Here is a 24,752-nt window from a genome sequence, read left to right on the forward strand (position 1 = left end):
GTGTGATATGCCGGAGCAGATGCTGAAATCGTTGAATCAGCTGGGTGCAAGTGGAAATCAACCGGAGACCCTGATCTACAACGAAGGCTGGATGCTGCGTCTGATTCTACAGGCCGCAGAAGAGGGGTATTTCAAAAACGATAAGTATTTCCCCAAAGGAATTAATTGGTTTTCAGAAGGGCAGTTGCGATCTCCTTTCGGCAGGAAAAAGGGAACTCCATACGAGAAAAACACTCACACGGATGGCGCTGTCGGCGACATCACCAGAGAGAAAGGAACGAAGAGCGCCATTAAGTTGAATTCCGATGCCAAACATTTTTGTGTTTACGAAGCCAAAATGTTTTCAGGACTTTCGCCGGGAACTAAAAATGCGCCTGGCTATAATCAGGCAGCACGCACGATCGCCTGCATGGCACATACATTAGAGAAAGCCGAGCAATTACCGCGTGAACTGGAAACGGTAGGATTCTTTGTGGTAGCTCCTCAGGCACAGGTCAACAAGGGGATATTCGACGCTGCCATAGATGCTGATTCGATACGAGAGGCCGTTGGAAATCGTATTTCTCAGTTCTCTATAGATGTGCAAGAGACGTTTATGAATTGGCAAACTGATTGGTTCGAGCCACTCCTCGAAAAAATGGTGCAAGATGAGTCTTTGAAGTGTATTGCCTGGGAAGACCTGATAAATGAGTTGACTCAATTTAAAGACGAAATAAATAAATTCTATGGGATTTGTTTAAATTATAATTCACGTCAGCAGGATCCACCTTCTACCTCGCTTCCTGACAGTGGTAAATTCTATAAGATTTCAGAAGGCAATCGGAAAGACCAAACTGTTGTCGTCTGTTTCTCGGGGGCTCGGCGGAGTCGAGTGTATCAACCTAGCAAACGCGAGAAGTCATTCCTAGTTGCAAATGAGTGCTTAACTCCTGTTGAGGTCGAGGAAGGAATGGTGGTTCCTCATTCCCCTCAAGTGAACTGGGAGTACCAATACAAAGACGACGAAGACCAGGAATTTACAGTTAAAGTTCTCAATACTGGCCCCTGCAACAGTCGCGTAATCAAAGTCGATAACAGTCAGGACGAAACCTCATTTCTAGTTCCGAATCACTTTCTCGAAGAACCAAGTGAAGGACTTTCCGCTTGAGCAGTTTTGACCTTCTCCATCCTGCACTGCAGCATCACATCGTCAACAGTCTGGGCTGGCGGGAGTTGCGCCCGTTTCAGGATGCGGTCATTCCGGATATCCTGGCAGGAAAACACCTGATCGTGCTGGCGCCGACTGCGGGCGGCAAAACGGAAGCAGCTTTTTTTCCCGTCGTGTCCCGGATGCTCACTGAGGAATGGAACGGCCTGAGTGTGCTTTATATCTGTCCCATCAAAGCGCTGCTCAATAATCTGGACATCCGCCTGCAGGGGTACTGTCGGTTGCTGGGACGACGCTCCGCACTCTGGCACAGCGATGTGAAACCGGGAGAACGGAAAAAGATTCTGCGCGAACCGCCGGACTGCCTGTTGACCACACCTGAATCGCTGGAAGTAATGCTGGACTCTCCCAACGTGGATGCGCAACGCCTGTTTGGCAATCTCCAGGTGGTCATCATCGATGAAATCCACGCTTTTGCCGGTGACGATCGGGGCTGGCATCTGCTCTCCGTACTCGAACGGATCTCGCGTATCGCGGGGCGGGAGCTGCAGCGTCTGGGGCTTTCTGCTACCGTGGGAAATCCAGAAACGCTCGTGGACTGGCTCGCCGGCTCCTGTCAGCGGCCCCGCGATGTTTTTCTCCCGCCGGCCTCCGTCGCGGATGCAGCCGACGTCCAACTGGATTACGTGGGCTCGCTCTCGAATGCGGCAGTCGTCATTTCCCGGCTCCATCGGGGGGAGAAACGGCTGGTCTTCGTCGACAGTCGGGCGCGAGCAGAACAGCTGGCTTCAGAACTTAGGCGACTGGAAATCACCACGTTTGTGACGCATAGTTCCCTCAGCCAGGAACAGCGAAAGCAGGCTGAAGAGGCGTTTGCTTCGCGTGATGACTGTGTCATTGTTGCTACCAGTGTGCTCGAACTGGGGATCGATGTCGGCAATCTGGATCGAGTGATTCAAATCGACTCGCCGCCCACCGTTTCCAGTTTCCTGCAGCGGATGGGACGCACCGGCCGCCGCGTGGGAACACTGCGGAACTGCCTGTTTCTGGCTACCAAAGAAGAAACGCTCATTCAGGCAGCCGCCCTGATTGAGCTCTGGGCAGCCGGCTATGTCGAACCAGTTGAGCCTCCCCCTCTGCCCTACCATATTCTGGCCCAGCAGTTGATGGCACTCATCCTGCAGGAAAGTGGGATCGGGCGCACCGACTGGTTTGACTGGCTCAAAGGCGTTTCGGGTTTTCAGAGCATTGCATCTGAGCAGGTCGAACAGCTGGTGAAATCGATGCTCGAACGGGAGATCCTCTGGGAAGAAGCGGGCATCCTGGGCATGGGACAAGCGGGAGAGAACACCTATGGACGCAGACATTTCATGGAGCTGTTTTCGGTATTTCTCTCGCCCCCGCTCTTTGCCATCCTTTATGGACGCCAGGAACTGGGGTATGTCGATGAAATGACATTTCTCAGTAAACAGGACGGCCCACGAAGTCTTTTGCTGGGGGGCCGTGCCTGGCAGATTAATCACATCGACTGGCAGAGGCGGAAAGCCTGGGTAGAACCAACCGATTCCAAAGGACGCACACGCTGGTCAGGAGCTGGCCAGGGCCTGGCGTATCGTATGACGCAGGCAATGCTGCAAATTCTATCGACGACAGAGAACCGGGACTATTGGTCTCAGAGAGCCACGCAGACACTCACGAAACTTCGAGAGGAGAATACCTGGCTGCAGCCGAAATCTACAGTCGTACTTCAGACGGGAGGTCAGGAAGTTGAATGGTGGACCTATGCTGGATCACAGGTCAATGCCGCACTGGCCTGCCAGCTTTCCCGTCTGACACGAAGCGAAGTCCGGTGCGACAGTTTCATGCTGAACTTTCAGTCCTCCCTCGCGTTCGAGGATATCAAGACGGCGGTCTCCACAGTCGTCCGGCAAAACGCTGACGACATGTACCCGGCTGTTGAAGAAGAGGCTTTAGAAGGGCTCAAATTCTCCGAATGCCTGCCCGCGGAACTGGCCATCCAGATGCTGGCCCACCGCCTGCAGGACAGAAACGCCACCAGGGAACTCCTCCAGCAACCAGTCAGATATGTGATTCAATAGGAAGTTTGTTCGAGACATTCGATTCTGACGAACGGACCGGAAAACTGACTCAGGCAGCTGCTCTCTTAGTCAAATACTCTATACCACACGATTAAGGGCATTCAGAGATCAGGGCGATAAGTCGCTTTGCTAAAAATCTTTCCGTCACTTCAGCTGTGGGGTAAATCAGAGGCAATCTATTCATAGAGTTGAGTATGCAGCTGACTTCCAAGGTTCTAGAGGCAGGTCATGGCTTGTGACAGTCATCTTATCCAGTCATACGGAGCCCTTCGTTGCGGATGTCGCTACGCTTTTGCTGGTTATCACTTCCTTCGGAATTACTTGATAGGGCTGCAGAGCACACGAAAGCCAAGAGAGTAGCCTCGTTTCTCTGGGATTGACCATAGCGGAACCTCGAACCGCATACTCATTGGGTCATGAGACTGTCGACATTCGCGGTGGAAGGTCAACATTATGCCGCATCTGCCAGACCGTCTTCTCTATGTGCTGTCATGTCTGGTGCAGCATTTTTCTTATTCTGCGAACTTTGTTCGGCTGCTTCAAAAGAAACGGAATCTGTAAATGTGCGAATGTGCAAATCCTGTTGCGGAAATGCAATTTCAATACCAGCCTCCTGAAATACCTGTTTGATAGCAACATTCAAATCGTGCAAGACGATTGAATAGTCGTCTCTCTTTCCAATGAAAACACGCAATTCCAGATCAAGTGTGCTGTCACCGAATCCCTTGAAAAGTGCAGTCGTGCGAGGTTCATTCAAAACGAGTGGATGGTTTCTCGCGACTTTCAACAACAGCTCCCTCGCAGTCGATGGGTCACAGTCGTATGAGATGCCAACAGGAATCACAAAACGCGTAATAGGATCAGATAGAGTCCAGTTGACTACGTCTTCGGTGATGAATCGTTTATTGGGGATAATTGATTCTTTACGATCATAATCGGTAACGGTTGTGGCACGGATTTGCATTCGCGTCACTGTACCGGTGACTCCGTTAACGGTCACTGTATCTCCAATTCGAATCGGTTGCTCAAAGAGAATGATTAAACCTGAAACCAAGTTCGCGAAGATCTCCTGTAAACCAAAGCCAAGTCCAACTGTCATCGCAGCAGCCAGCCATTGCACACTGGACCATTTGATCCCGACTAAATGGCAGGCCAGAATAAACCCTGCCAAACTAACGATATAACGACTTACCATGATGATGACATGCCGCATCGCAGTATCGATAGGCAATCGCCCCAGGATAGAAATTTCCAATAAGCCCGGGAGTGTTTTTGTCGCAACATAAGTGCCGAGAATGGCAATGATACTCAAAAACAAATCGGCCAAAGTAATGGGAACAATCTGTGGGACCTGCTCAGTAATGGTTTTGCCATCCGCAGTCTGCATCTGCTGATTTGACATTTCAGTAATATTCCAGAGCTCAACGCGATCGAATATCTGTAATGCGGGTAAGACATCAGACCAGACAAACCAGTTACAACAGAGAAACGTCAGAAACGCTGCCCCTCTCACCAGTTGACTCAATTGTTTGCCAACATTCTCCAGTTCATGTGCTGAATCATCAACGGCTACATTATCAGGCATATCTGATTTTAATTTTGACTTTTTAATTCTGAGTCTGAGAAGTTTCTGCTGTCGCATTCGATTCCAGACAACCAGCAAGAGTCTCGTCAAGAGTTCCTGAATCAACAACAGTGCCAGCAGGAAACAGACAACCAGCCACATTCGCTGCAACAGCTGGTTCGCTGTGTAAACGTATCCCATATAAAGCAGTGAAGCTAATGTGATTGTGAAGCCAACCCCAAATAGATAAGTTACAAACCGAAAGCGATGTCCCCATAAATTGCCTGAGCTTGCAAATGCTTGAGGAATAGCACCCTTGCCTGGTCTCAACGAAATGTGCAGGTAAAACCCAAGAATTCCTAGGCCGGCTAAAAAGGAAATACGTCCCAATGAATTCTGCCACTCTCCACTATGATGACGGGTCAGCATACTGACGATGAACAAAGTCGGGAGTGCTAAGAAACTGAAGCGATTTAAGTTTCGGGATAATGGAGCCAGACTGGCTTGAGGCCAGCCAAAATGCTTGTCTGCCAGACCACCTTCGCGACAAATCATTCGAAATAATTCGATCACAAAATAAAATATGGCAACCGATGTGAATGCATCTGCCAGACCAAGAACCAGGTCCGTGGCGTTTTGATTGAGTGACATCCACCAGCCTACGCACCAGAACATCAACGGCCCCACGGCGGCCAGGAATACTGTGATGATAAATGCCCGGAACGTGGGGATAAACGAGAGATGATTTTCATCCTGAACGCGCTGCCCTGACTCTTCCAGCCATCCTTGCAGACGTTTTCGACTTACAATTAACAGGATGCAGGTCAGTATCAGAAATAAACTGGCAACAGGATAATCTTGCGCATTGCGAGTCGTGCTTTTATAGACGTCATACCAGCTTTGAGGCTTTAAAAAAGATGCCAATGCATCATAGCTCTTGGTAAACTCTGCTTTGCCAAGTTGATTTGCACTGGGGATCCATAAGATCTGTTCGTCAATATAACTCCGATACGATGTTGTTTCCTCAATCAACTCGCGCGACACTAATTCGAGATTACTGAGATTGTCGTGGTAGGTATGATAGTCCAGAATCAGGCTGTCCAGATATTGACGGCGATCTTTAATCAGTTCTCGGACAATTTTTTCAAGTTGCTGAGGATGTACCTGGTCTGAGTCGACATCGAGGTCAACCAGTGTCTGCTCAATGGTCTTTTCATAATCGCCTAACTGTGATCGATCATTTTCTAATTCAAGAAGTGCTACTTGTGCAGCTTGCATTTCCTGTTCACTGAAAACAATTCTCTGTTTATGAATTTCAATGGCGGGTAAATGGTCTCGACGGTTTCTGAGCAGCAAACCAATGGTTGGGGTCATCCCATACACTTCGATCTTCTGTTTGACTGACTTGAAGTCCTCTTTTAATTTCGTCAACTTTTCCTGAACGCTCAAAAGATAGCCTGCAGGACCCGAGACGAGTTCAATACTCTTAGTCAGTTTCGTTCGACTTTCAGCCAGCAGAACATTTTTTTCTGCATATTCCCGAACTGCCGGATGGGCATTGCTGGCTGCTGTTCTCGCTTCTGCTGCCTGTCTTTTTGATTCAGAGGAACGGAAATCGTTCACAATCACCTGGTGCTTCTCAACCAGTTTTTCTGCTTGCGAAACCTCGCGTTTGGCGAGATCACGTTTTACAGGGAACAATTCGACTAAGGCATCAGATCGATTGATCTCGGCATCAATCATCAAAAGCTGTTGCTTTAACGCCGCCTGGCGGGCCTTATTCTCAATGCCAATCACATAAGCTTGTTGTTCAGAAGATGACTCGCTGCTGGCAGGAGTTAATTCGGTTTTTATTTTCTCCAGCTGACTTTTAGTGCCTTCTTTTAATTTAGCCAGTTCGGTTTTGCGATTCGTACGGTCCTTCGAGTTCAAATCTTTTTCTGCCTGAACCAGTTTGGCCTGAGCCGCTTTTAAAGCGTCTTTGGCTTGCCCTAACTGCTGTTCAAGCTGAGCGAGTGTGGCATCTGCCTTAAGCTCAATCTTGGTGACTTCAACCTCTGTCTCGAGCTTTTCTTTTAACTGCTTGAGTAATTCCGGAGCCTGCTTGATCTCGGCTTCAAACTGAACTGTCTTAGCCTGATACTCTTTGGCATTTTCAAGCCATTTGATTGCCTGGTTTAAGTAGGCGAGATATTCAGTCTTTTTCTGGCTGTCTACAGATTCCGAACTTTCAAGATTTTTGATGATTTCGTTGATCTTGTTTACAGTCAACTCATCCTGCAGGATGGATTTCTGCTGTGCCGGAACTTCTTCAGTCCCTTTCTCTCCCTGCGGGGATCCCTCAGCCTTGTTATCTTTGGCAGACTGGGTGTGACTCATTTGCAGGATTGATTTGGGAACATTATCGGCTGTATTAAAATGCGCTTTGGGAACATCGCTCTTCAGAGTCGGAGGGCCTCCGAATGGATCTTGCGTTTTTGTACTTGAACGCGCGGGTTTGATTTGATTGTCCCACTTGTTCCTGATCGGTGATGAGATACCTTGATTGGTCCGTGAACTGCTAAAAATATCATCAACCTCAACCAGAGGTTTTTCTTTCCTGGTCTGCTGTGCCGTACCGGATGAATGTTGAGTATTCACCTTCGTTTGCCGAGTCAGCGGTTCCCACGTTTGAGCATGTGATTCGTTGCTAAGACAAAAGAACACAGCAGTCAGCAATACAAGACTAAGTTGTCTCATTAGTAAACCTGTTGAATTAGACCATTTGACCGCCCTGGAAATGGAGCTTGAGGCGGTCGAGATATGAAGTTTGATGTATAGATCTTCCACCACAATGTTTGGCTGGATTGAGCGAAAACGGATAGTGGGGTTAGATTTAAAGAAGACAGAGAGATGGATATTAGAGAAGGAGAGGAGAGGGTCGCAGGATATAGAATATGACCATCTCGGTAAAGGTTATTTTCCTGTGGCAAGTCTCAGCCCACGATCTCGAAAGATCTCTTCAACATTACTGCCGCTGTGCAATTCAATCCAGAAACGAACGACATCGCCTGGCCGGAATCCTGCACTGCTGGCTACTGCCATGATCGTAAAGGATTGGTAAACGTGAGTTATTTTACCAGGTCATCTGCCGGGAGCCGGCCAGGGGCAAGTGGACCTGCTCAAAGAAATTGTAAGAAGGTGAACTATTGATAGTCCGGCATAGTACAAAGTCAACCTGGAATTTCGAATCTTCTAAAGCTCCAGGTATCACACGCCTCCCAGAATCAGCTGATGCAGAAGTCTTTACGAAAAGGGTTTTATTCGTCACGATATTCAATATCGGTTTTAAGATATGACGAGTCAGGATAATGCTATGGAACCATCTGGGCAGGATGGCAGAAAAACAATGATGGAACGTCAGGTAAAATAGCGGAAACACTAAATCATCTTAGTTCTCCTTCGTAGTCTCGAGTTTTGTCTGTGAATGTAAGTATTTACTTGTTCTAACTCTACCTGTCTCCGTTGAGTAAGGGGTTAAGCAGACATCTGCACCAGTACAAAATATGGATGCGATTCAAACTACCGTTGTTCAATTATTTACGCCTCTCAGCCTGACGCTGATTGTTGTGGGAACATCGCTTGGCATTTTCGTGGGGGCGATTCCCGGGTTAACCGGTGCCATGTTGATCGCACTCACGTTGCCGTTGACGTTTACGCTCGATCCTCAACTGGCGATGACGTTGTTGGTGAGTATGTATGTGGGGTCCATCAGCGGCGGCTTAATTACCGGCACACTTCTGCGAATGCCCGGCACACCCGCCTCTGTGATGACTACCCTGGATGGTTACCCCATGTCGCAACAGGGACAGCCCGGCCGTGCGCTGGGGCTGGGGATTTATGCTTCTCTGGTGGGTGGTTTAATTTCCTGTGTGTTTTTGGTCTGCTTGTCTGCCCCGATTGCCCGCTGGTCAACACAACTGGGACCTTTTGAGTATTTCTCGCTGGTACTGATGGCCCTGGTGTTGATCGCGTCCATTGATGGTGCATCGCTGACACGCTCACTCTTCTCGGGAACATTGGGAATATTGGCGGCCATGCCGGGGATTTCCGCAGCCACAGGCGAAGTGCGACTCACATTCGGGTTCACTCCTCTTAATGGTGGATTCAAGTTGTTGCCCGTTTTAATTGGATTATTTGCGATCAATCAGGTGCTGCGCGACATTGCGAATATTGACCAGAAAATTCCGCGTGTCTCGGCAACTCACAGGGGCTTGCTGCTGACTTTCGCAGATTGGAAAGATCAATGGGTGAATATGATGAGGTCTTCTCTGATTGGGACCTTTATTGGCATTCTTCCCGGCATTGGTGCCAACATCGGTTCGATCGCCGCTTATTCCGCTGCCAGAAACAGTTCTAAGACTCCGGAACAATTCGGTTCCGGTTCTGCAGAGGGAATTATTGCTTCCGAAGCAGCCAATAATGCGACTGTCGGAGGCGCTTTAATTCCACTCGTGGCGATGGGCATCCCCGGCAGTGTGATCGATGCCATTTTGCTCGGCGCATTAGTTCTACATGGATTGCAACCGGGGCCGCGATTATTCAGCGACCATCCCGAACTCGTGCATACGATTATGGGAACCTATTTTCTGGCAAACCTGGTCATGTTTGCGGTGATGATTGCATCCGTCGGTTTCCTGGCAAAACTGGTGCGGTTCCCACGCCCTTATTTGTTGCCCATTATTCTCACCTTTTGCATTGCCGGAGCATTTGCGTTGTCGAACCGCATGTTCGATGTCTGGGTGATGCTTGGTTTCGGGCTGCTGGGACTGGTATTAGAACGAAACCGAATCCCACTGGCACCCTTTGTCATTGGTTTTGTGTTAGGTCCGATTGCGGAAGAAAATCTGTCCGCCGGGCTCATGTCATCGCAGGGGAACTGGTTGCCGATCTTCGCCCGTCCCATTTCTTTACTCTTTGTCGTCATCTCTGCCTTATTACTCATTGTGCCGCTCGTGCGTCAGTTCCGGAAAAAACGAGACAGCAAACAAGAGTCCTTGAAAGACGATGAATCCAAAGAGAAGACTATCACCGATCAGTCAGGAACATGTTGTGAGAATGGGGAGCAGCATTCGCACTCAGTCTGGAGTCGATTTGGTTTACCAGTCTGGCATACGACTGCGGTGCTGTCGATTATGGGCATGCTCGTCTTTTTGTATTCCGGCTTCTTCACGAATCAACAGGGGCTGACACAATTTCCGCAACGCCCCATTCAGGCTGTTGTGCCATTTTCTGCAGGAGGCGGCACGGACCTGTTTGCCAGAATCATTCAAAAGTCAATCACCGAGGACAAGCTGCTGAAACAACCTGTCGTCATCATCAATCAGCCCGGAGGCAGTGGAACGATTGGGAGCCGCTATGTCAAACAGGCGCGGGCTGATGGGTACAAAATACTCTGTAACCATGAAGGGATTATTACATCGAAATACTCCGGCAAAGTGAACTTTGGCCCGGAGGCCTTCGAGCCGATTGCCCAGACGGGAGAGATCAATCTGGTGGTTGCCGTGCAGCAAAATGCCCCGTACCAAAATCTGGCTGAGCTGTTGCAGTATGCTGAGAAACATCCTGGTGAACTTCAATTTGGAACCAATTTCGGGGCCCTCGCCCATTTCGCTGCCAAAAAGATAGAACAGGCATCGGGGGGCGAATATTTTAATTATGTGCAATCGGGAGATGGGCAAAAGCGATATACGATGCTCATTGGAGATCACATCAATGCCACCATTTTTTCGCTGGCAGAATTTCTGACCTATCAGGGAGATGGGAAGATTCGCGCCTTGGCAGTCTTGTCTGACAAGAGGCAATCCGCCCTGCCGGACGTTGCAACGGCTCGCGAACAGCAGATCGATGCCGTGGTGGGTAACTCGTTTTACTGGTGGGCACCCAAAGGGACTCCGCAAGAGCGAATTGATCAGCTGGCAGATGTACTGGAACAGGCGATGCAATCTGATTCTGTACGGAATCGTTTGCAGGTGTTGTCGATTGCACCAGTGTTTTATCGGGGTGAGAAACTAAATGAGCATATCAGCCAGAGTGAGAAGAAATTTAGCGAACTGGTTACCGGCTCAACAGTTCAACTGCCTGATTTTCCTTTCTATATTATCATGGCAACTCTCTTATTGGTGAGCATGATTGTCGTGCAGGGAATCTTTCTCAGACAAACACCGTCAACAATTCGTCCCTCAAGCAGCAAGCCGCGCATCTGGCTGGCCGTTTGTTGTTTTGTAATGCTGTGCTGCTATGTGCTGGTGTTAGAGCAGAGCTGGCTCAATTACTGGCTGGCGACCGCATTGATGATTGCAGTCACGGGAGGAACTATGGCAAAATGGAAACCGAGCTATTTGCCAGTTCTCATCGAACTCGCTTTGTTGACTGGTCTGGGAACAGAAATTGTGTTCACATCAGTGTTTTCTGTTGTACTACCGTAACTGGTTAATACCAGCGCAGAAAAACAGACCTCACGCAGAGGTTCCAGAGTTTATTCAATCACAAAGTCTAAAAAACACGAAGGCTGTTCCATGACGCGCCCTAATATTTTATGGTACTGCACCGACCAGCAACGGTTTGACACGATTGGTGCACTGGGGAACGCGTATGTGAAAACGCCCGTGGTTGATTCACTCGTGGCAGAGGGTGTCGCCTTTACCCATGCATATTGCCAAAGTCCCATCTGTACGCCCAGCCGGGCGAGTTTTATGAGCGGGTTGTACCCCTCGCGTTTACACAATACCAGAAATGGCAATGACACCTTTCCTGACTGGCCTCCCCTGATCAGCAAGTTCATCGCCGAGAGTGGTTACCTGTGCGGGTTGATTGGAAAATTTCATTTAGTGAGTGCCGGCCATCGCGTAGAACCTCGGCTGGATGATGGGTTCACAGTCTGGCAGCACAGCCATGCTCCGCGTGATGACTGGCCTGCAGGCACACACGATTATGCCGACTGGGTGCGTGCTCAGGGAAAAAGCCTGGATGATATGCGAAACAGCAAAGAGCATGTGGACCCCGAATATCATCAGACAAAGTGGGCCTCTGATCGGGCGATCGAATTTATCGAACAGGATCATCAACAACCCTGGTTGCTGAATATCAATGTCTATGACCCACATCCCCCGTTTACGCCTCCTGAAAAATATGCAAACATGTTCGACCCGACCGCGATGCCCGGTCCCCATTATGAACAGTCTGACCAGGCCACTCAGGAACTGCTTTCTCAAGTTGATTTTCAACCTGTCACGACCTCAACGGAAATCAGTGAGCTGAAAAAAATACAGGCACTGTATTATGCCATGATTGCTCAGATTGACGATCAGTTTGCGCGGATCCTGAACGTGTTGGAATCTACAGGACAGCGAGACAATACGGTCATCATTTTCACTTCAGACCATGGTGAGACGTTGGGAGATCATGGGCTGGTACAGAAGGGATGTCGTTTTTATGAAGGGTTGATCCGGGTCCCATTGATTTTCTCCTGGCCGGGACACCTTGTGGCCAACCAGCGGGCCACCGGGCTTGTGGAATTACTCGATCTTTCTGCCACCTTACTCGATTTAACGGGGGTTCCCATCCCTGACTATCATCAGGGGCAGAGCCTGCTCCCGGTACTCACGGGCGAACAGACGGGCGCACATATTCGTGATAGTGTTCGCTGTGAATATTTTGACGCACTCGATCCGTTTTTTACGGGCGGGGAGGGTAGTTTTGCGACCATGTATCGCGACGACCGCTATAAATTATCTCTGTATCACGACAAGGCTTTAGGCGAGCTATACGATTTGCAAACGGACCCCTGGGAACACAACAACCTCTGGGACGACCCGGCACATCAGGCTGCCAAACACGAGTTAATCTTAGCGAGCTTTAACAGCCATGTCGTCTTAACAACCGATGTGGGCTCCAGGCGGATTGCTCCGATGTGATATAACTCATCCCGGCTTAAAACAACGACACCTCCCGATTTCCAGCGCACTTCTGTCTCCAAAACTGAACAGACTCCCCTTGATCTGCACTTCCCGAATCATAAAGTTGTGCAATTGTGCTTCGCGCGCGAGGCGGACGATGTGTGCACCGGAATCTGCCGAACAAGTGACTCAGAACCACCTGAATCGCCGTAGATTTTTCCGACTTTTCACCGGAACAATCACCACCGGTTCCCCCTGTCTCGTAACATTTCAAATCATTTCGGAGCACTTTCAACGCACTTCGCAGCACACTCACACGGAAGTCACTGCACATTGAGAGCATTTCACTCCGCGCGCAACCCCCAATTCCGCTTGACCCCCTCACGCCGATTCACAAAATTGAGACATCATGGGAGGAGCTGACTGGAATCCAGGATAGAAAGCACACGGGAATCGTCGTAACAGTCCATCTGTTTGCAGACAGACCAGATCGATTCTAAGCAACCGCACTACCGCGCCAATCTGAACATCGCACAGTCGTTCGCGCAGGACTGTTCCCAGGTTCTACATCAATTGCTGTCGGCGGTATCCGTCATTGAAATGAATGATTCGACGTCACGACTAAGCCAGTGCACCGTGCGAGAGTAACAACCGTTTTTCGGCGGTGACGCAACGTTTGCGGGCTTCTTCTTCCTCGTTCTCGCAGTCGGCATTATTTTTTCGGATCTGAATGAACTCGTCCTCCACTTCCAGAAAGGCAGCGACAATCTCCGGATCGAAATGACTGCCGGATTCGTTCTGAATGATTTCTGCGGCCATTTCATGGGAATAAGACTCTTTGTAGACCCGCTTGGAAGTCAGCGCGTCATACACATCAGCCACGGCGACAATCCGGCTTTCCAGCGGAATCGCTTCTCCGGACAGTCCATATGGATAACCATCGCCGTCAAACCGTTCGTGATGATGCAGCGCAATATCATGCGCCATCTGCAGAAAACGGGCATTCGGAAACTGCTTCACTGCAGCCGCTAAGGTTTCCGCGCCTTTCAGCGTATGTGTCTTCATCAGTTCGTACTCACTCTCCGTCAAGCGTCCCGGTTTTAACAGCACACTGTCGGGGATCGCAACTTTGCCGATGTCATGCAGCGGACTGGTCTCATAGACCAGGTTGATGAAGTTGTCATCCACCAGGTTCTGATAACGGGGCTGTTTCTGCAACTTCAGGGCCAGTACGCGACAGTAGGAACGAACCCGCTCCAGGTGCGCACCCGTTTCCGGATCACGCGACTCTGCCAGCTTAGCCAGGGCGAAGATCGTCATTTCACGACTTTCCAGGCCAATAATCCGCTGCCCCACATTCGCCCGCATCAGGAGCTCTCCCGGATGAAACGGCTTCGTCACGTAGTCATCGGCGCCTGCGTGTAACCCGCTGATGATATCTTCCGACTGATTGTTGGAAGTCAGCATGATCACGTAAATGTAACGGTTGAGGTTGCTGTTCCGGACGGCCTTACAGAACTCGATTCCGTTCATGACCGGCATTTCCCAATCGCAGATCACCAGTTGGGCCTGGTTCTGACTTAACAGCTCCAGCCCTTCCTGGCCGTTACCGGCTGTAAGCACCTCGTAGCCACCTTCCAGCAGCGTGTTTTGAATAGCCAGGCGGGCCAGGGAATCGTCGTCGATTACTAATGCTTGCTTCATTTCGCGTTCTCGTTGATTGATTGAAATTCTTTTCGTAGTTTAGGCAGGCTGTCCAGGCACTCCTGCATTTCTGCAACCACCTGCTTGATCAGCTCGTTAAGATCATCTGTGTATGACTCATTCTGACTGGCCTTCTCGACCTGGAGCGAAAGGTCATATAACGGAGAGGCACAAAGAATTCCTGCCGTCCCCTTTAACGCATGCGCCGAATCCGCGACTCCTGTCAGATTCCTCTGATCGGCATTCTCTTGAATCTCAATGATGCGGTCGGGGCCGACGGCCTCAAGTTCATTCAATAATGAGTTGGCAAAATCCAGGTTTTTAAAACAGCGCTCCCAGAGTTGCTGACTGTTTATCGGTGACTCGGCACGGCTCTTCTCGCTCTGATCACAATCCGCGCGGGACGAATCAGCAGTATCTGGCTTCTGTTGCAGCAGTCGTGCGAACACTTCTCGAATCTGATTCGCCTGAACCGGTTTACTGAGATAATCATCCATCCCGGCCTGCAGACAGACTTCGCGATCCCCTTTCACCGCATTCGCGGTCAACGCCACAATGGGGATGCGACCACTTAAAATACCGTCTGCCTCCAGTTGACGGATCTGCCGCGAAGCTTCAAAACCATCCATCTCCGGCATCTGACAATCCATCAGAATCAGGTCAAACTGACTTCGTTTGACCGCTTCAATGGTTTCGAGTCCGTTCAGAGCCGTTTCACAAGTGCAGCCCAGCGCTTTGAGCAACTCTTCCATATACATCTGGTTGATGCTCTGATCTTCTGCAATCAGTACATGGGCCGCTGGTAGTCGGGGCTGCTCCGTTGTCGTATATTCCTTGATAGACTCCACTGTTTTCAGGCCACCGTGCTCTTCTCGGCCGTTCAATACACCTTCGATCACGCTCAACAACTGACGTCGATGCAGTGGTTTGCAGATCGTCGCGTCAACTTCACGCTTCTGCTCTGAATCCAGCTGGTCTTCCAGTGAATTGAGCAACAACACGGTGTGAGGCAGGTCCTCCCGGGAACTGTTCCATAACTTCAGCTCATCAGCTCCGGCCAACTCTGAGTTCACCAGCAGCAGATCATAGGCAACATTGTTCTGTATCCCGGCTTCGATCGTATCTTGCACTTCAGCGAACGTACTGACTGCCACTGCCTCCAGCTTTAACTCTAAGGCATACTCACACAGAATCTGTCTCCAGGTCTGATTCTCTTCCGCAATCAGTGCCCGTTTACCCGCCAGATTGGAAGTCTGGGATGATGTCTCTGCCGTATCTGAAATAACCTGGAAAGGAATCTCAAACCAGAATGTCGAGCCGGTGCCCGGTTCGCTTTCGATACCGATGGTCCCACCCATCAGCTCTACTATTTCCTTCGAGATCGCCAGCCCCAGACCGGTGCCTCCGTAATTCCGCGTCGTCGAGGCATCTGCCTGCGAAAACGACTGAAACAGGCGGCCGATTTTCTCTTCCGAAATGCCGATTCCGGTATCAGAAATCGAGAATCGCGCCCTGAGCTGATCCTGAGTTGTACGTACCGATTCAACACGTACCACAACTTCACCCGCTTCGGTAAACTTGACCGCATTTCCAATCAGGTTTACCAGAACCTGACGCAGGCGGTTGCTGTCGCCGTTTAGCATGCGCCGTGCAGCGGGATCGACATAATAGGGTAATTCCAGTCCTTTTTCCGCGGCTCGCCAGGCCATGGTCGATACGGTATCGATCATCAGCTTTTCGAGGTCAAAGGCCTGCTGGTCCAGTTCCAGCTTCCCGGCTTCAATCTTGGAGAAGTCGAGAATATCGTTGATCAGGTACAACAGTGATTCCCCACTGGTCCGACAGGCGTCCACAAACTGGTGCTGTCTTTGATCAAGCTTTGTCAAGCCCAGCAGCTCTGTCATGCCAATGATTCCATTCAAAGGCGTACGCAGTTCATGGCTCATGTTCGCCAGAAATTCACTCTTGGCCCGACTCGCCTCTTCGGCCGTCTGCTTGGCAATTTTCAAACTTTCTTCGGTCGCTTTCTGCGATGTCACATCCAGCACGAAGCAGAGACAGAGGTCGTCCGCTTCGTCCAGCATGGTCACGCCAATCACCACTGGAATTCGTGTTCCGTCCTTGCGGAGATACTCTTTCTCGAACGGTTTGGCGTGTCCCGTCTGGCTCAATTCTTCAGTCGCCGCCAGGTCCATTGTTGCCCACTCGGGTGGCGTTAACTCTTGCCAGTTGAGTTGGTTGTCGATGGCATCTTCATAGCTGTAGCCCAGAATGCGCAGCAGTTCATCGTTGATCTGTTCGATTCTGCCATCCAGCCGGCAGGTCATGATTCCCAGAATGTCGGCAGTCAGTAACCGCTCGAACTGACCGGTGGCCTTGCGTAATGCCAGCTCCGATTGCTTCCGCGGAGTGATATCAACCTGCGTCGCGATGAAGTTAACCAAAGTCCCCGCCTCATCGAATACGGGATCGATTTTGACTTCCACCCAGTATTCCCGCTGCTGCCGATCGTAGTTGATGATCTCAACCGCCACACTTTTCTGCTGTTGCAGATGGTCATGCATTACAGCCGTCGTTTCCGGATCTGTATTTGGTCCCTGTAAGATCTCCCCCGGTTTTTTGCCTTCGATTTCTGCCAGTTCATATCCGGTCAACTCGCTGAATGCACTGTTCACCCATTCAATCCGCCCCTGCGCATCGGAAATAATCACCGAGTGCTGTGTCTTGCTGGCAACCAGAGACAGTTTTTCCACCTGATCGTGATATTGTTTCAGTTCCTCAGCCGCGTCTTTGCGTTCCTGTATGTTTTCGACAACAGAGATGAAGTGCTTGGGTTCTCCCGTGTGATGTCGAACCAGGCAGACCGTCAGGTTAATCCAGACCTCGGAGCCGTCTTTGCGGAGATACCGCTTTTCCATTGAGTAGGAGTCGATTTTGCCTGCTAACAGTTGTTCGACGTGATACAGGTCGGCTGCCAGATCGTCCGGGTGCGTAATATCCTGGAAAGTCAGCTTCAACAGTTCATCACTGTCGTAGCCGACAATCTCACACAGCCCGTTATTGACTCGCAACCAGCTCCCATCCGGGGCGACCAGCGCAATGCCGATGGCAATCTGCTCGAACGTACTGCGGAAATTCTGCTCGCTTTCCAGGAGCGCATTCTCCTGAAGTTTACTCTCCGTGAAATCGTGGCAGACTCCGATGAATTGCTCGGGTGCGCCATCGTCTCCGTAAGTCACTCTCCCTTCCGCGTGTATGTAGTGCATGCTGCCGTCAGCATGGATGATCCGAAACTTCGAATTGAACGGGCACCCGGAGGTAATGCAGTCTTCGATCTGATCATCAATTCCCTTGCGGTCATCGGGATGCAGCAGGTTCAGGAAATCTTGAAACCGGAACTCCTGCTCTGTCCCGTAGACCTCGAATATATCTTGTGTTCGTTGATCACCATAAATTGTATTGTGTTTGAGGTCCCATTCCCAGATGCCGATCTGCCCCGAATCCAGGGCGAATTCGAGACGATCTTTATTCTTCTGCAGTTCTTTGGCCAGCAGCGCAGCGGAGGGCAGCGGAGGGCAGGTTCAATGCTGCCGGAACCAGACTGATCAACGCCACCACGGTAATCCAGGAGACGACCGCCGTGCACGCTTTGATCAGACCTGAGAAGCGATAGACGGGCCACCAGAAGATACCGGCTTCAATCAGGTGTCCCAGGCCGCAAAACAGAATAAACGCGGCAAACAGCCAGATTACTTTGGGAAAAGGCAGGTCCTTCCGCTGTAGCATGTAGTACAGCAGGATCACGGGAATCGCGAAATAGGCCCCGAAAATGCCGATATCCGAGATGATGTGTAACCAGCCGTTATCCGATGACCACGTTCCGCAATACCAGCGCTGTGGGAAATCACTGGTGTCGAACAGCTTCGAGAAAAAGACGAAAGGCCCCTCCGCCTGGAACTCTTTCTCAGCCAGGGGAGTTGCACAATGTCCGGGAGCGCACGATGGGCAGGCTTCTTCGGCCGCAAGCGGCGCGCACATTATGAGTGTAATCAAAACAGCTGGATAAAAATTTCTGGCGGACATCATTCTTTAAACGGATCGCAGGCTGCGTTGATTCAAGTCAAACTTGAAAACGCTCCTTCCTGATTCTTCTTGGGTTTGGTATCACGCTCAGCACAATAGTGGGCTGATGGATGGTTTCAGACAGTCTCTGCGAGCGGCAGCGAGACTGGTTGACTGTTCCGAGCGAACAAAGAAGACCGGTTCACCAGAAGTGAAACAACAGGCAATCGTTAAACACGGACCATTCGTCACAGTCGGAATAACGAGCGTCAACAGTTTTCTTCCTCGCTCGCTCAACAATAGAACGCAGTCAAATCGAAGCAGAAGAAAATGTTGTTTTTAAGCAACACCAGGATTTGTCGAAGTTCGGTTAAGCAGGTTCGTTCGCGTGATCCAGATATAACGAATTGTTCCCCTGAACTTGTGCACTGGAAGCGTGTCACGCTTCTGACTCTGAATCACCTGGCAAGAAAAGGATCGCTTACGATTCAGCACGCTTTTTCAGTTTCACTCGTACGAAATAGATGACCACGAAGATGAAGAGCAGTACATTGATTGTGAGCACCATTCCCGGTACGTACTTTTTTTTCGGTGTGGGAACGTGTCGTTTGAAGTGGTCGATCATCCGCGGGCTGTAACTGTATGGCGGCAGCATGACCACTGCCGTCTTTTCCTGAAATTCAGCCAGGTTCAATGACTCGTCGTGATCCAGGTCCAGTGCTTTAAATTCTTTTTCGAACTTGGTCCGCACCCGCTGGTAGTGAATGTCGTTTTTGAAACGTACAATCTCCTGGGTCGCAGCGAAGACCTCATCGATCGAGAGCCGACCATTGTCATTTTGATCCAGACTCTGAAACACAAGTTCCCGCGGTGCCCGGGCAAGGTCGAATTTCACAATAAACTCCCGCTGATCCAGATGCTGGTCCTGATTGAGGTCCAGCTTGACAAAGTAATCCTGGATCAGGCTCATCCCTAATTGTCCGGTCCCCCAGTTAAATTCGTGACGCGACAGTTTTCCATCGCTGTTTCTGTCCTTTCGCTCCACGTGCCATTTCACCACGGGATTGGCAATCGGAGTATTCATGTATTCATACAGCGATAGCACTCCATCCTTGTCTTCATCAAACGCCGGAATCAGGTAAGGAGCCAGATCGCGATGAAAACCACTGTCACCGGCCAGTTCCGCAGGATCGAGCCGCGCATCGAAATTTTTATCGATCCGCTTGAAGTAATAAACCGGATCGATCCAGCATTCACTCGTGGTCTTCCATTCTTCCAGATCTAATTCCTGGTCCTGATTGGCATCCGCCTGTCTGATCAGTTCCTCGATCGTGTTTTCCGCTTGCAACTGGGGTAAAAGTTCCCCGGCACTCAGTTGACCGTTGCGATCCGTGTCCAGATGTCGGAACAGACTCAGATTTACCACCCGCCCCGATGGCTCACGCAGTAGCACACCTTCTGGCGTACGCACCGCATAGGCAACTTCCAGGAACTGCTTCGTCTTCTCTGGTGAGAACTTGCCATTCCCATTCCATTCAAAAACAGACCTGGGAGGTAGCTTTGTCACTCTCTTCAAACGGCTTTTCTTCACGGATGAACCGTCTTTCTCTGGTGTCGTGGGCACTTCCGGTTCTGGCTCATTCTCGGCATCACGCTCCTGATCTTTGAACCGTTTTTCCTGCATGGCCAGCAGATGCTGGACTCGGTCTTTCACTGGATCTGGTATCCGTCGCTGTCCCGGGGGGACCGCGGGTGTGCTCAAGAATTCTTGAAATGACATCTTCTGGTCCTGATCAGAATCGCTGAGCAGGAATTCCAGTCGGCCGATCTGCTGATGCTCGGGCTTGAGCCGTGCCAGGTATTCCGCCTGGTCCAGCACCTTGTCGCCATTCGTATCTGCTTTGTCAAACGTTTTGCGGGGCGTCTGGGCATTCGTGGTGAACAGGAACTCGCCCTCATCCAATTGCCGATTGTGATCCAGGTCGAGCAAGTGAAATGATTCACGGAGCAGCGAACGGGCTGACAGGCCCAGGTTCCAGTCAAATTCCGCCTCCGAGAGCATGCCGTTATTGTTCGTATCTTTCCGCCCCACATGCCATTTCACCACCGGATTGGTGATCGGCGTGTTGCGGTACTCATAAAGCGAGAGCACCCCGTCGGCATTGGAGTCAAAAGCAGGAATCAGGTAAGGTGCCAGATCGCGGTGAAAACCACTGTCATCGGCCAGTTCCTCGGGATTGAGCCGCGCGTCGAAATTTTTATCGATCCGCTTGAAATAGTAATATGGATCGATCCAGCAATAACGTGTGGACTTCCATTCTTTCAGGCTCAACTGCTGATCCTGGTTCTGATCCGCCTGCTTGAGCAGGTCCTGAACTTTGTTATCGGTTTTCAACTGGGGCTTGAGTTCCGCGGCGTTCAACTGGCCATTGTGATCCGCATCCAGATGGCGAAACAGCATCCAGTTGACCACCCGCCCCGTCGGTTCGCGCAGCAATTCCCCCTCGGGCGTACGCACAGCATAAGCGATTTCCAGCAACCGCGTGATTTCGTCTCGGGTGATCTGCTCATCTTTGTCCAGGTCCCATTCCGGAAAGAACGTCCGTTCCATACCGGGAACACTCTCTTTCAACCGCGAGGCCTGGAACTCCTCTTTGCTGAGCCCCCCCTTGCCGTTGGTGTCCCATTTCGCAAATTGCGAATCCAGAGAACTCACCAGTTCTTTGACCCGGTCTCGAACAGGATCAGGAATCCGCCGCAACTCCGCCGGAACAGCCGGCGTTCGGAAGAATTCCTCGAACGTCATCTGCTGATCATCGTTGTGATCGCTGATCAGGAACTCCAGTCGGCCCACCTTCTGATGTTCGGGTTTGAGCCGCGCCAGGTATTCCGCCTGATCCAGCACCTTGTCTCCATTCGTGTCTGCTTTGTCAAACTGATTGCGGATTTTGAGCTCGGTTGCCTGGGGAATGTCTTTCAGAAAAGAATCCTCCCGCTGTTCTTCCTCAGCCGCCAATATCGGGGTGAGAAGTCCGCCTGCCAGCAACAGCAGTAAACCGCTCAATATCGCTGCTTTGGTTGTCAAGAACCGGCTGAAGTAGGACATAGGCATGATTTCTGTTTCTATCAACAAGTCGTCTGAATGTTTCGTCAGACGCGTATCTGAATACGGTCTCTATTGGGCCAGCAGTGTATTCTCCAGCGCCTGCCCCTGGGGACTGGCCATGGCAGCGTAAACTTTTCCATCAATATTCTCGGAGAGAAACTGGATATGTCCATCACAAAAACCAGCATGCACGCCTCCTTGATGCAGTGAGTTGGGAAAGGGGGAATGTCCTTCCGACTTCTGAATCCCCGCGTTGATCGCACTCTCTCCGGAGTTTGCCAGATTGTAATCGACGTTGCCTGCAGCGCAGTGTCCCCCCTTGCAGGGAGTTCCAATATAGAAGCTCGTCAGGTAAGGGTTCGGAGAAGCCCAGTTGGACAAGGGGTCTTGCGGATTGTAACCGGTGCGAATATTTTCCGAGATCAACAGCGTGTTGGATGACCCATCGGTGATGCTGGCCATGGTGTGATGCCGCTGCGCGCGAATTGTGCCCTTCCACGTTTCATTGAAAAACAGTCCCATCTGAAAGAACAGTTCTCGGTCGGAGGGCGTGCCATCCCCTTTCGTCGAGGAATTACAGGTGATCCCGTTCCCGTTCAGATCCAGCTTTCCGCTCAGTGGGCCAATCGGACAATCATGCACGCCACCGATCAGGGCCGAAAACCCCACGCCGCTATTCACGACATACGTCAGGTTCCCCTGTCCGGGAACTTCACTGATGTCATCAGGACAGATCAGTACCGGAATATACGTATCTCCCAGAGGACCATTCGTGGTCTTCAGGTAATGCTCATCAAAGTCCCACTCGTTATACAGACTTGCCTGATCGATGTAAGGCAGAATGTCCACAACCCAGCTGCGGAAAGAGCCTACCGTGCCCGGAGTCCCATCCCCATAATAGCCACAGGCAGGAAACCGGTTGGCACTGTCTGTCGCCTGTAACAGGCCCAGGCTCACATTCCGCATGTTGTTTAAACACTGGACCCGCCGCGCCGAACTCCGGGCCGACTGCAGGGCTGGAAATAACAGGGCAATCAGCATACTGATTACTGCGGTGACCGTCAGGAGTTCAATGATGGTATAGCCTCTCCGGGCGCGAAATGACTTCACCTTCCGGGACATGACAATCGTTCGAGTGCTTCTGTAATTACACTTCATCTGCATGCGACTCCAGCCAGCGGGCGGTAAAGTATGTCAGCACGGCAATGAAAATCAAAACGTCTGTGAAGTACATCCAATAGAAAAAGGTCGAACACTCTCCCATCAATGGGAAAAAGAGTTTCGCTTCCGCCTGATTTCGCGCGGGAAAAGACAGGTTCTGCCATTCGGACCAGTGCAGCAGATACAGCGCCGTCAGACCAGCCGTGACCAGGGACGCTCCCAGTTTGTATCCCGCACGCAGATAGGGGGTCGACACATAGGACAGCAGCGGGACGATCAACACCACGATCAGAAATGCACAGGCTGCATAAACCAGAAACAGTAGTGGAGAAGTCTCACCGACCAGTGGGAAATAGACCTGCTCTTCCCCCATCCATTGAATAAAACCATACACCCCGGCACACGCACACAACACCAGAATGCAGGCCAGAATCAGCATGCGTACTGCCGGACGCTGCAGAATGGAGAAGCTGATCTGGGGAACGATCTGCAAGGGCTCTGCTTCCTCCTGCTCTTCCTCCGTCGGTTTCGGGTTACGTGAATCAATCTTATCCACGGCCGCTTTCACCGTCGTCGACCAGGTCTCGTCTGAATAAGCGCCCGTCTCGGCTTCGTCGTCTGTTTCCTTGCTGGTGGTTTCCGCCACTGCTTCCTTAGAAGCAGAACCCGTCGGCTCACTTTTGCCGGTGCTCTTCTCTTCCGCAACATCCGGCGCAGTAAGAAACGTCTCCAGGTCTCCAGCATTCGCTAATACCAGATCGGGGTCAGCCTCCGCAGCGGGATCGACTTCTGCCCGCTCAAACAAGCCACTCACGGAGTCGGCACGTTGCCAGTTCGCTTCGTCACTGCTGCGGACCAGGGTTTCGGGGCCCAGTTTTTCGTCGCGCACCAGTTCCACCAGATCCTGAAACGGATACGGCCCCAGAATTTGTTCGCCCTGTTGGAAGTACCAGTTACTCATAATCGGGAGGGGTTCCAGCTGTTAAAGTATTTCGACTCGTTAGAAATGGTTATTTCTGGATGCAAGTACATAGGAGTACTGTTCTATGGTACATAGTGCGCGGGCGAGTTCCAGAGAGAAACACCCCAAAAACAGAATTGGAACCGCAAGACAGTGTCAGTCTGCTTTCGGAAATGGAACAGGGGCAAGACTCTCCAAGCCGAAAGTCCTGCCCCTGTAACGAAGCACGATGAGATTGGAATATCAGTCGGGCGGACAGTACAACAGTCACCCTTCCCGAAGAGAGCAGCCGAGGCCGCATTCCGCATCGGCTACGGAATTCCCCCACAATTCAGCAGAGAATACCGCCGCCTCTTCGGCGTACCCCGCGACAGGACATAGCCCTGTATGCTGAATCTGATCACATTTGCCGGTTCCGCATAGCGAGAGTCGATCTGGACTTTAACTGGCCGGATGTTAGAATACGGTCAACACTTTCCGACCTTCTATTGAAACGATGGGTATGTTTCGAAAAACCGTGTCCCTGATTCTGGTTCCGTTTGTAATGCTGACTCAGTCTTTCGCATTCGGACACGCGCATGCAGGTAACCAGCCTGCAGGACACGACTTGCGCGCCCACATTCACCTTAACTCTTCCGAGGCTGACGCGGAACATGAGCACGTGCATTCCCACGGGGATCACTGCCATGCACATGGGGACCACGCGCATTCCGAACAGGAGCAAGAACCTTCTAATCACCTGGAATCTCCGTTCGACCACAATTCCTCAGCCATCTATCTGAACAGTACCGACCTCACTTCCGGGGCACGTTCCAGCATCAATCTCGATGTGAACGACCTGCTCCTCTGGTCTCTGACCGGAGCAGATTCCGTGACCGAAGTGGTACCAGCGTACGGACCAGCCTTCCGTGTGCTTGACTGCGCGCCCCCCGATCCTGCTGCGCCGCTGTTCCTGCGCCATCATGCGATCCTGATCTAAGCACGCCACCCCGGCAGTACCAGATCGTAATC

At 51.0% G+C, this 24,752-nt stretch carries 12 protein-coding genes and 1 pseudogene; 6 read left to right on the forward strand and 7 right to left on the reverse strand.

Annotated features, from left to right (window positions below):
• Window positions 1–7: 7 nt before the first annotated feature.
• Window positions 8–1,147, forward strand: a complete 1,140-nt coding sequence (locus RID21_RS29880; RefSeq protein WP_350195386.1) for a hypothetical protein — start codon at window positions 8–10, stop codon at window positions 1,145–1,147.
• Window positions 1,144–3,246 carry a DEAD/DEAH box helicase gene (locus RID21_RS29885; RefSeq protein WP_350195388.1) on the forward strand — a complete coding sequence of 701 codons (2,103 nt, stop codon included), beginning with the start codon at window positions 1,144–1,146 and terminating at the stop codon, window positions 3,244–3,246. The genes RID21_RS29880 and RID21_RS29885 overlap by 4 nt, the downstream gene beginning before the upstream one ends.
• Before the next feature lie 451 nt (window positions 3,247–3,697).
• Here the strand turns inward: RID21_RS29885 and RID21_RS29890 are convergent, their stop codons facing one another.
• Window positions 3,698–7,450: a mechanosensitive ion channel domain-containing protein gene (locus RID21_RS29890; RefSeq protein ID WP_350195390.1), complete on the reverse strand. Its 3,753-nt coding sequence runs from the start codon at window positions 7,448–7,450 to the stop codon at window positions 3,698–3,700.
• A 905-nt stretch (window positions 7,451–8,355) separates the two neighbouring features.
• Between RID21_RS29890 and RID21_RS29895 the strand changes: the two genes are divergently transcribed.
• Window positions 8,356–11,277 carry a tripartite tricarboxylate transporter substrate-binding protein gene (locus tag RID21_RS29895; protein WP_350195392.1) on the forward strand — a complete coding sequence of 974 codons (2,922 nt, stop codon included), beginning with the start codon at window positions 8,356–8,358 and terminating at the stop codon, window positions 11,275–11,277.
• A 90-nt stretch (window positions 11,278–11,367) separates the two neighbouring features.
• Complete coding sequence (locus tag RID21_RS29900) at window positions 11,368–12,765, forward strand: sulfatase family protein (protein ID WP_350195394.1); 1,398 nt, start codon at window positions 11,368–11,370, stop codon at window positions 12,763–12,765.
• A 603-nt stretch (window positions 12,766–13,368) separates the two neighbouring features.
• Here the strand turns inward: RID21_RS29900 and RID21_RS29905 are convergent.
• The 6 genes from RID21_RS29905 to RID21_RS29930 form a co-directional block, all read right to left on the reverse strand.
• Entirely contained in the window at window positions 13,369–14,451 is a 1,083-nt protein-coding gene (locus tag RID21_RS29905) for an HD domain-containing phosphohydrolase (RefSeq protein WP_350195396.1), read from the reverse strand.
• On the reverse strand, window positions 14,448–18,020 hold the full coding sequence (locus tag RID21_RS29910; RefSeq protein WP_350195618.1) for a PAS domain S-box protein: 3,573 nt from the start codon (window positions 18,018–18,020) through the stop codon (window positions 14,448–14,450). Before RID21_RS29910 ends, RID21_RS29905 begins: the two co-directional genes overlap by 4 nt.
• Window positions 17,977–18,489: a hypothetical protein gene (locus RID21_RS29915; protein ID WP_350195398.1), complete on the reverse strand. Its 513-nt coding sequence runs from the start codon at window positions 18,487–18,489 to the stop codon at window positions 17,977–17,979. Before RID21_RS29915 ends, RID21_RS29910 begins: the two co-directional genes overlap by 44 nt.
• A gap of 505 nt (window positions 18,490–18,994) precedes the next feature.
• The gene (locus RID21_RS29920) at window positions 18,995–21,619 is read right to left on the reverse strand and encodes a hypothetical protein (RefSeq protein ID WP_350195400.1); all 2,625 of its coding nucleotides are present in this window, start codon (window positions 21,617–21,619) and stop codon (window positions 18,995–18,997) included.
• Between the two features lie 69 nt (window positions 21,620–21,688).
• Window positions 21,689–22,777, reverse strand: coding sequence for a DUF1559 family PulG-like putative transporter (locus tag RID21_RS29925; RefSeq protein ID WP_350195402.1), 1,089 nt, complete (start codon window positions 22,775–22,777; stop codon window positions 21,689–21,691).
• The gene (locus RID21_RS29930) at window positions 22,767–23,741 is read right to left on the reverse strand and encodes a DUF4339 domain-containing protein (protein ID WP_350195404.1); all 975 of its coding nucleotides are present in this window, start codon (window positions 23,739–23,741) and stop codon (window positions 22,767–22,769) included. Before RID21_RS29930 ends, RID21_RS29925 begins: the two co-directional genes overlap by 11 nt.
• 285 nt (window positions 23,742–24,026) lie before the next feature.
• Between RID21_RS29930 and RID21_RS29935 the strand changes: the two are divergent.
• A pseudogene (locus RID21_RS29935) lies at window positions 24,027–24,122 on the forward strand (AraC family transcriptional regulator CmrA); the annotation flags it as partial.
• A gap of 121 nt (window positions 24,123–24,243) precedes the next feature.
• Window positions 24,244–24,720: a hypothetical protein gene (locus tag RID21_RS29940; RefSeq protein WP_350195406.1), complete on the forward strand. Its 477-nt coding sequence runs from the start codon at window positions 24,244–24,246 to the stop codon at window positions 24,718–24,720.
• Window positions 24,721–24,752 lie beyond the last annotated feature (32 nt).

Origin of the sequence: Gimesia sp., assembly GCF_040219335.1 — a bacterium.
Lineage (GTDB): Bacteria > Planctomycetota > Planctomycetia > Planctomycetales > Planctomycetaceae > Gimesia.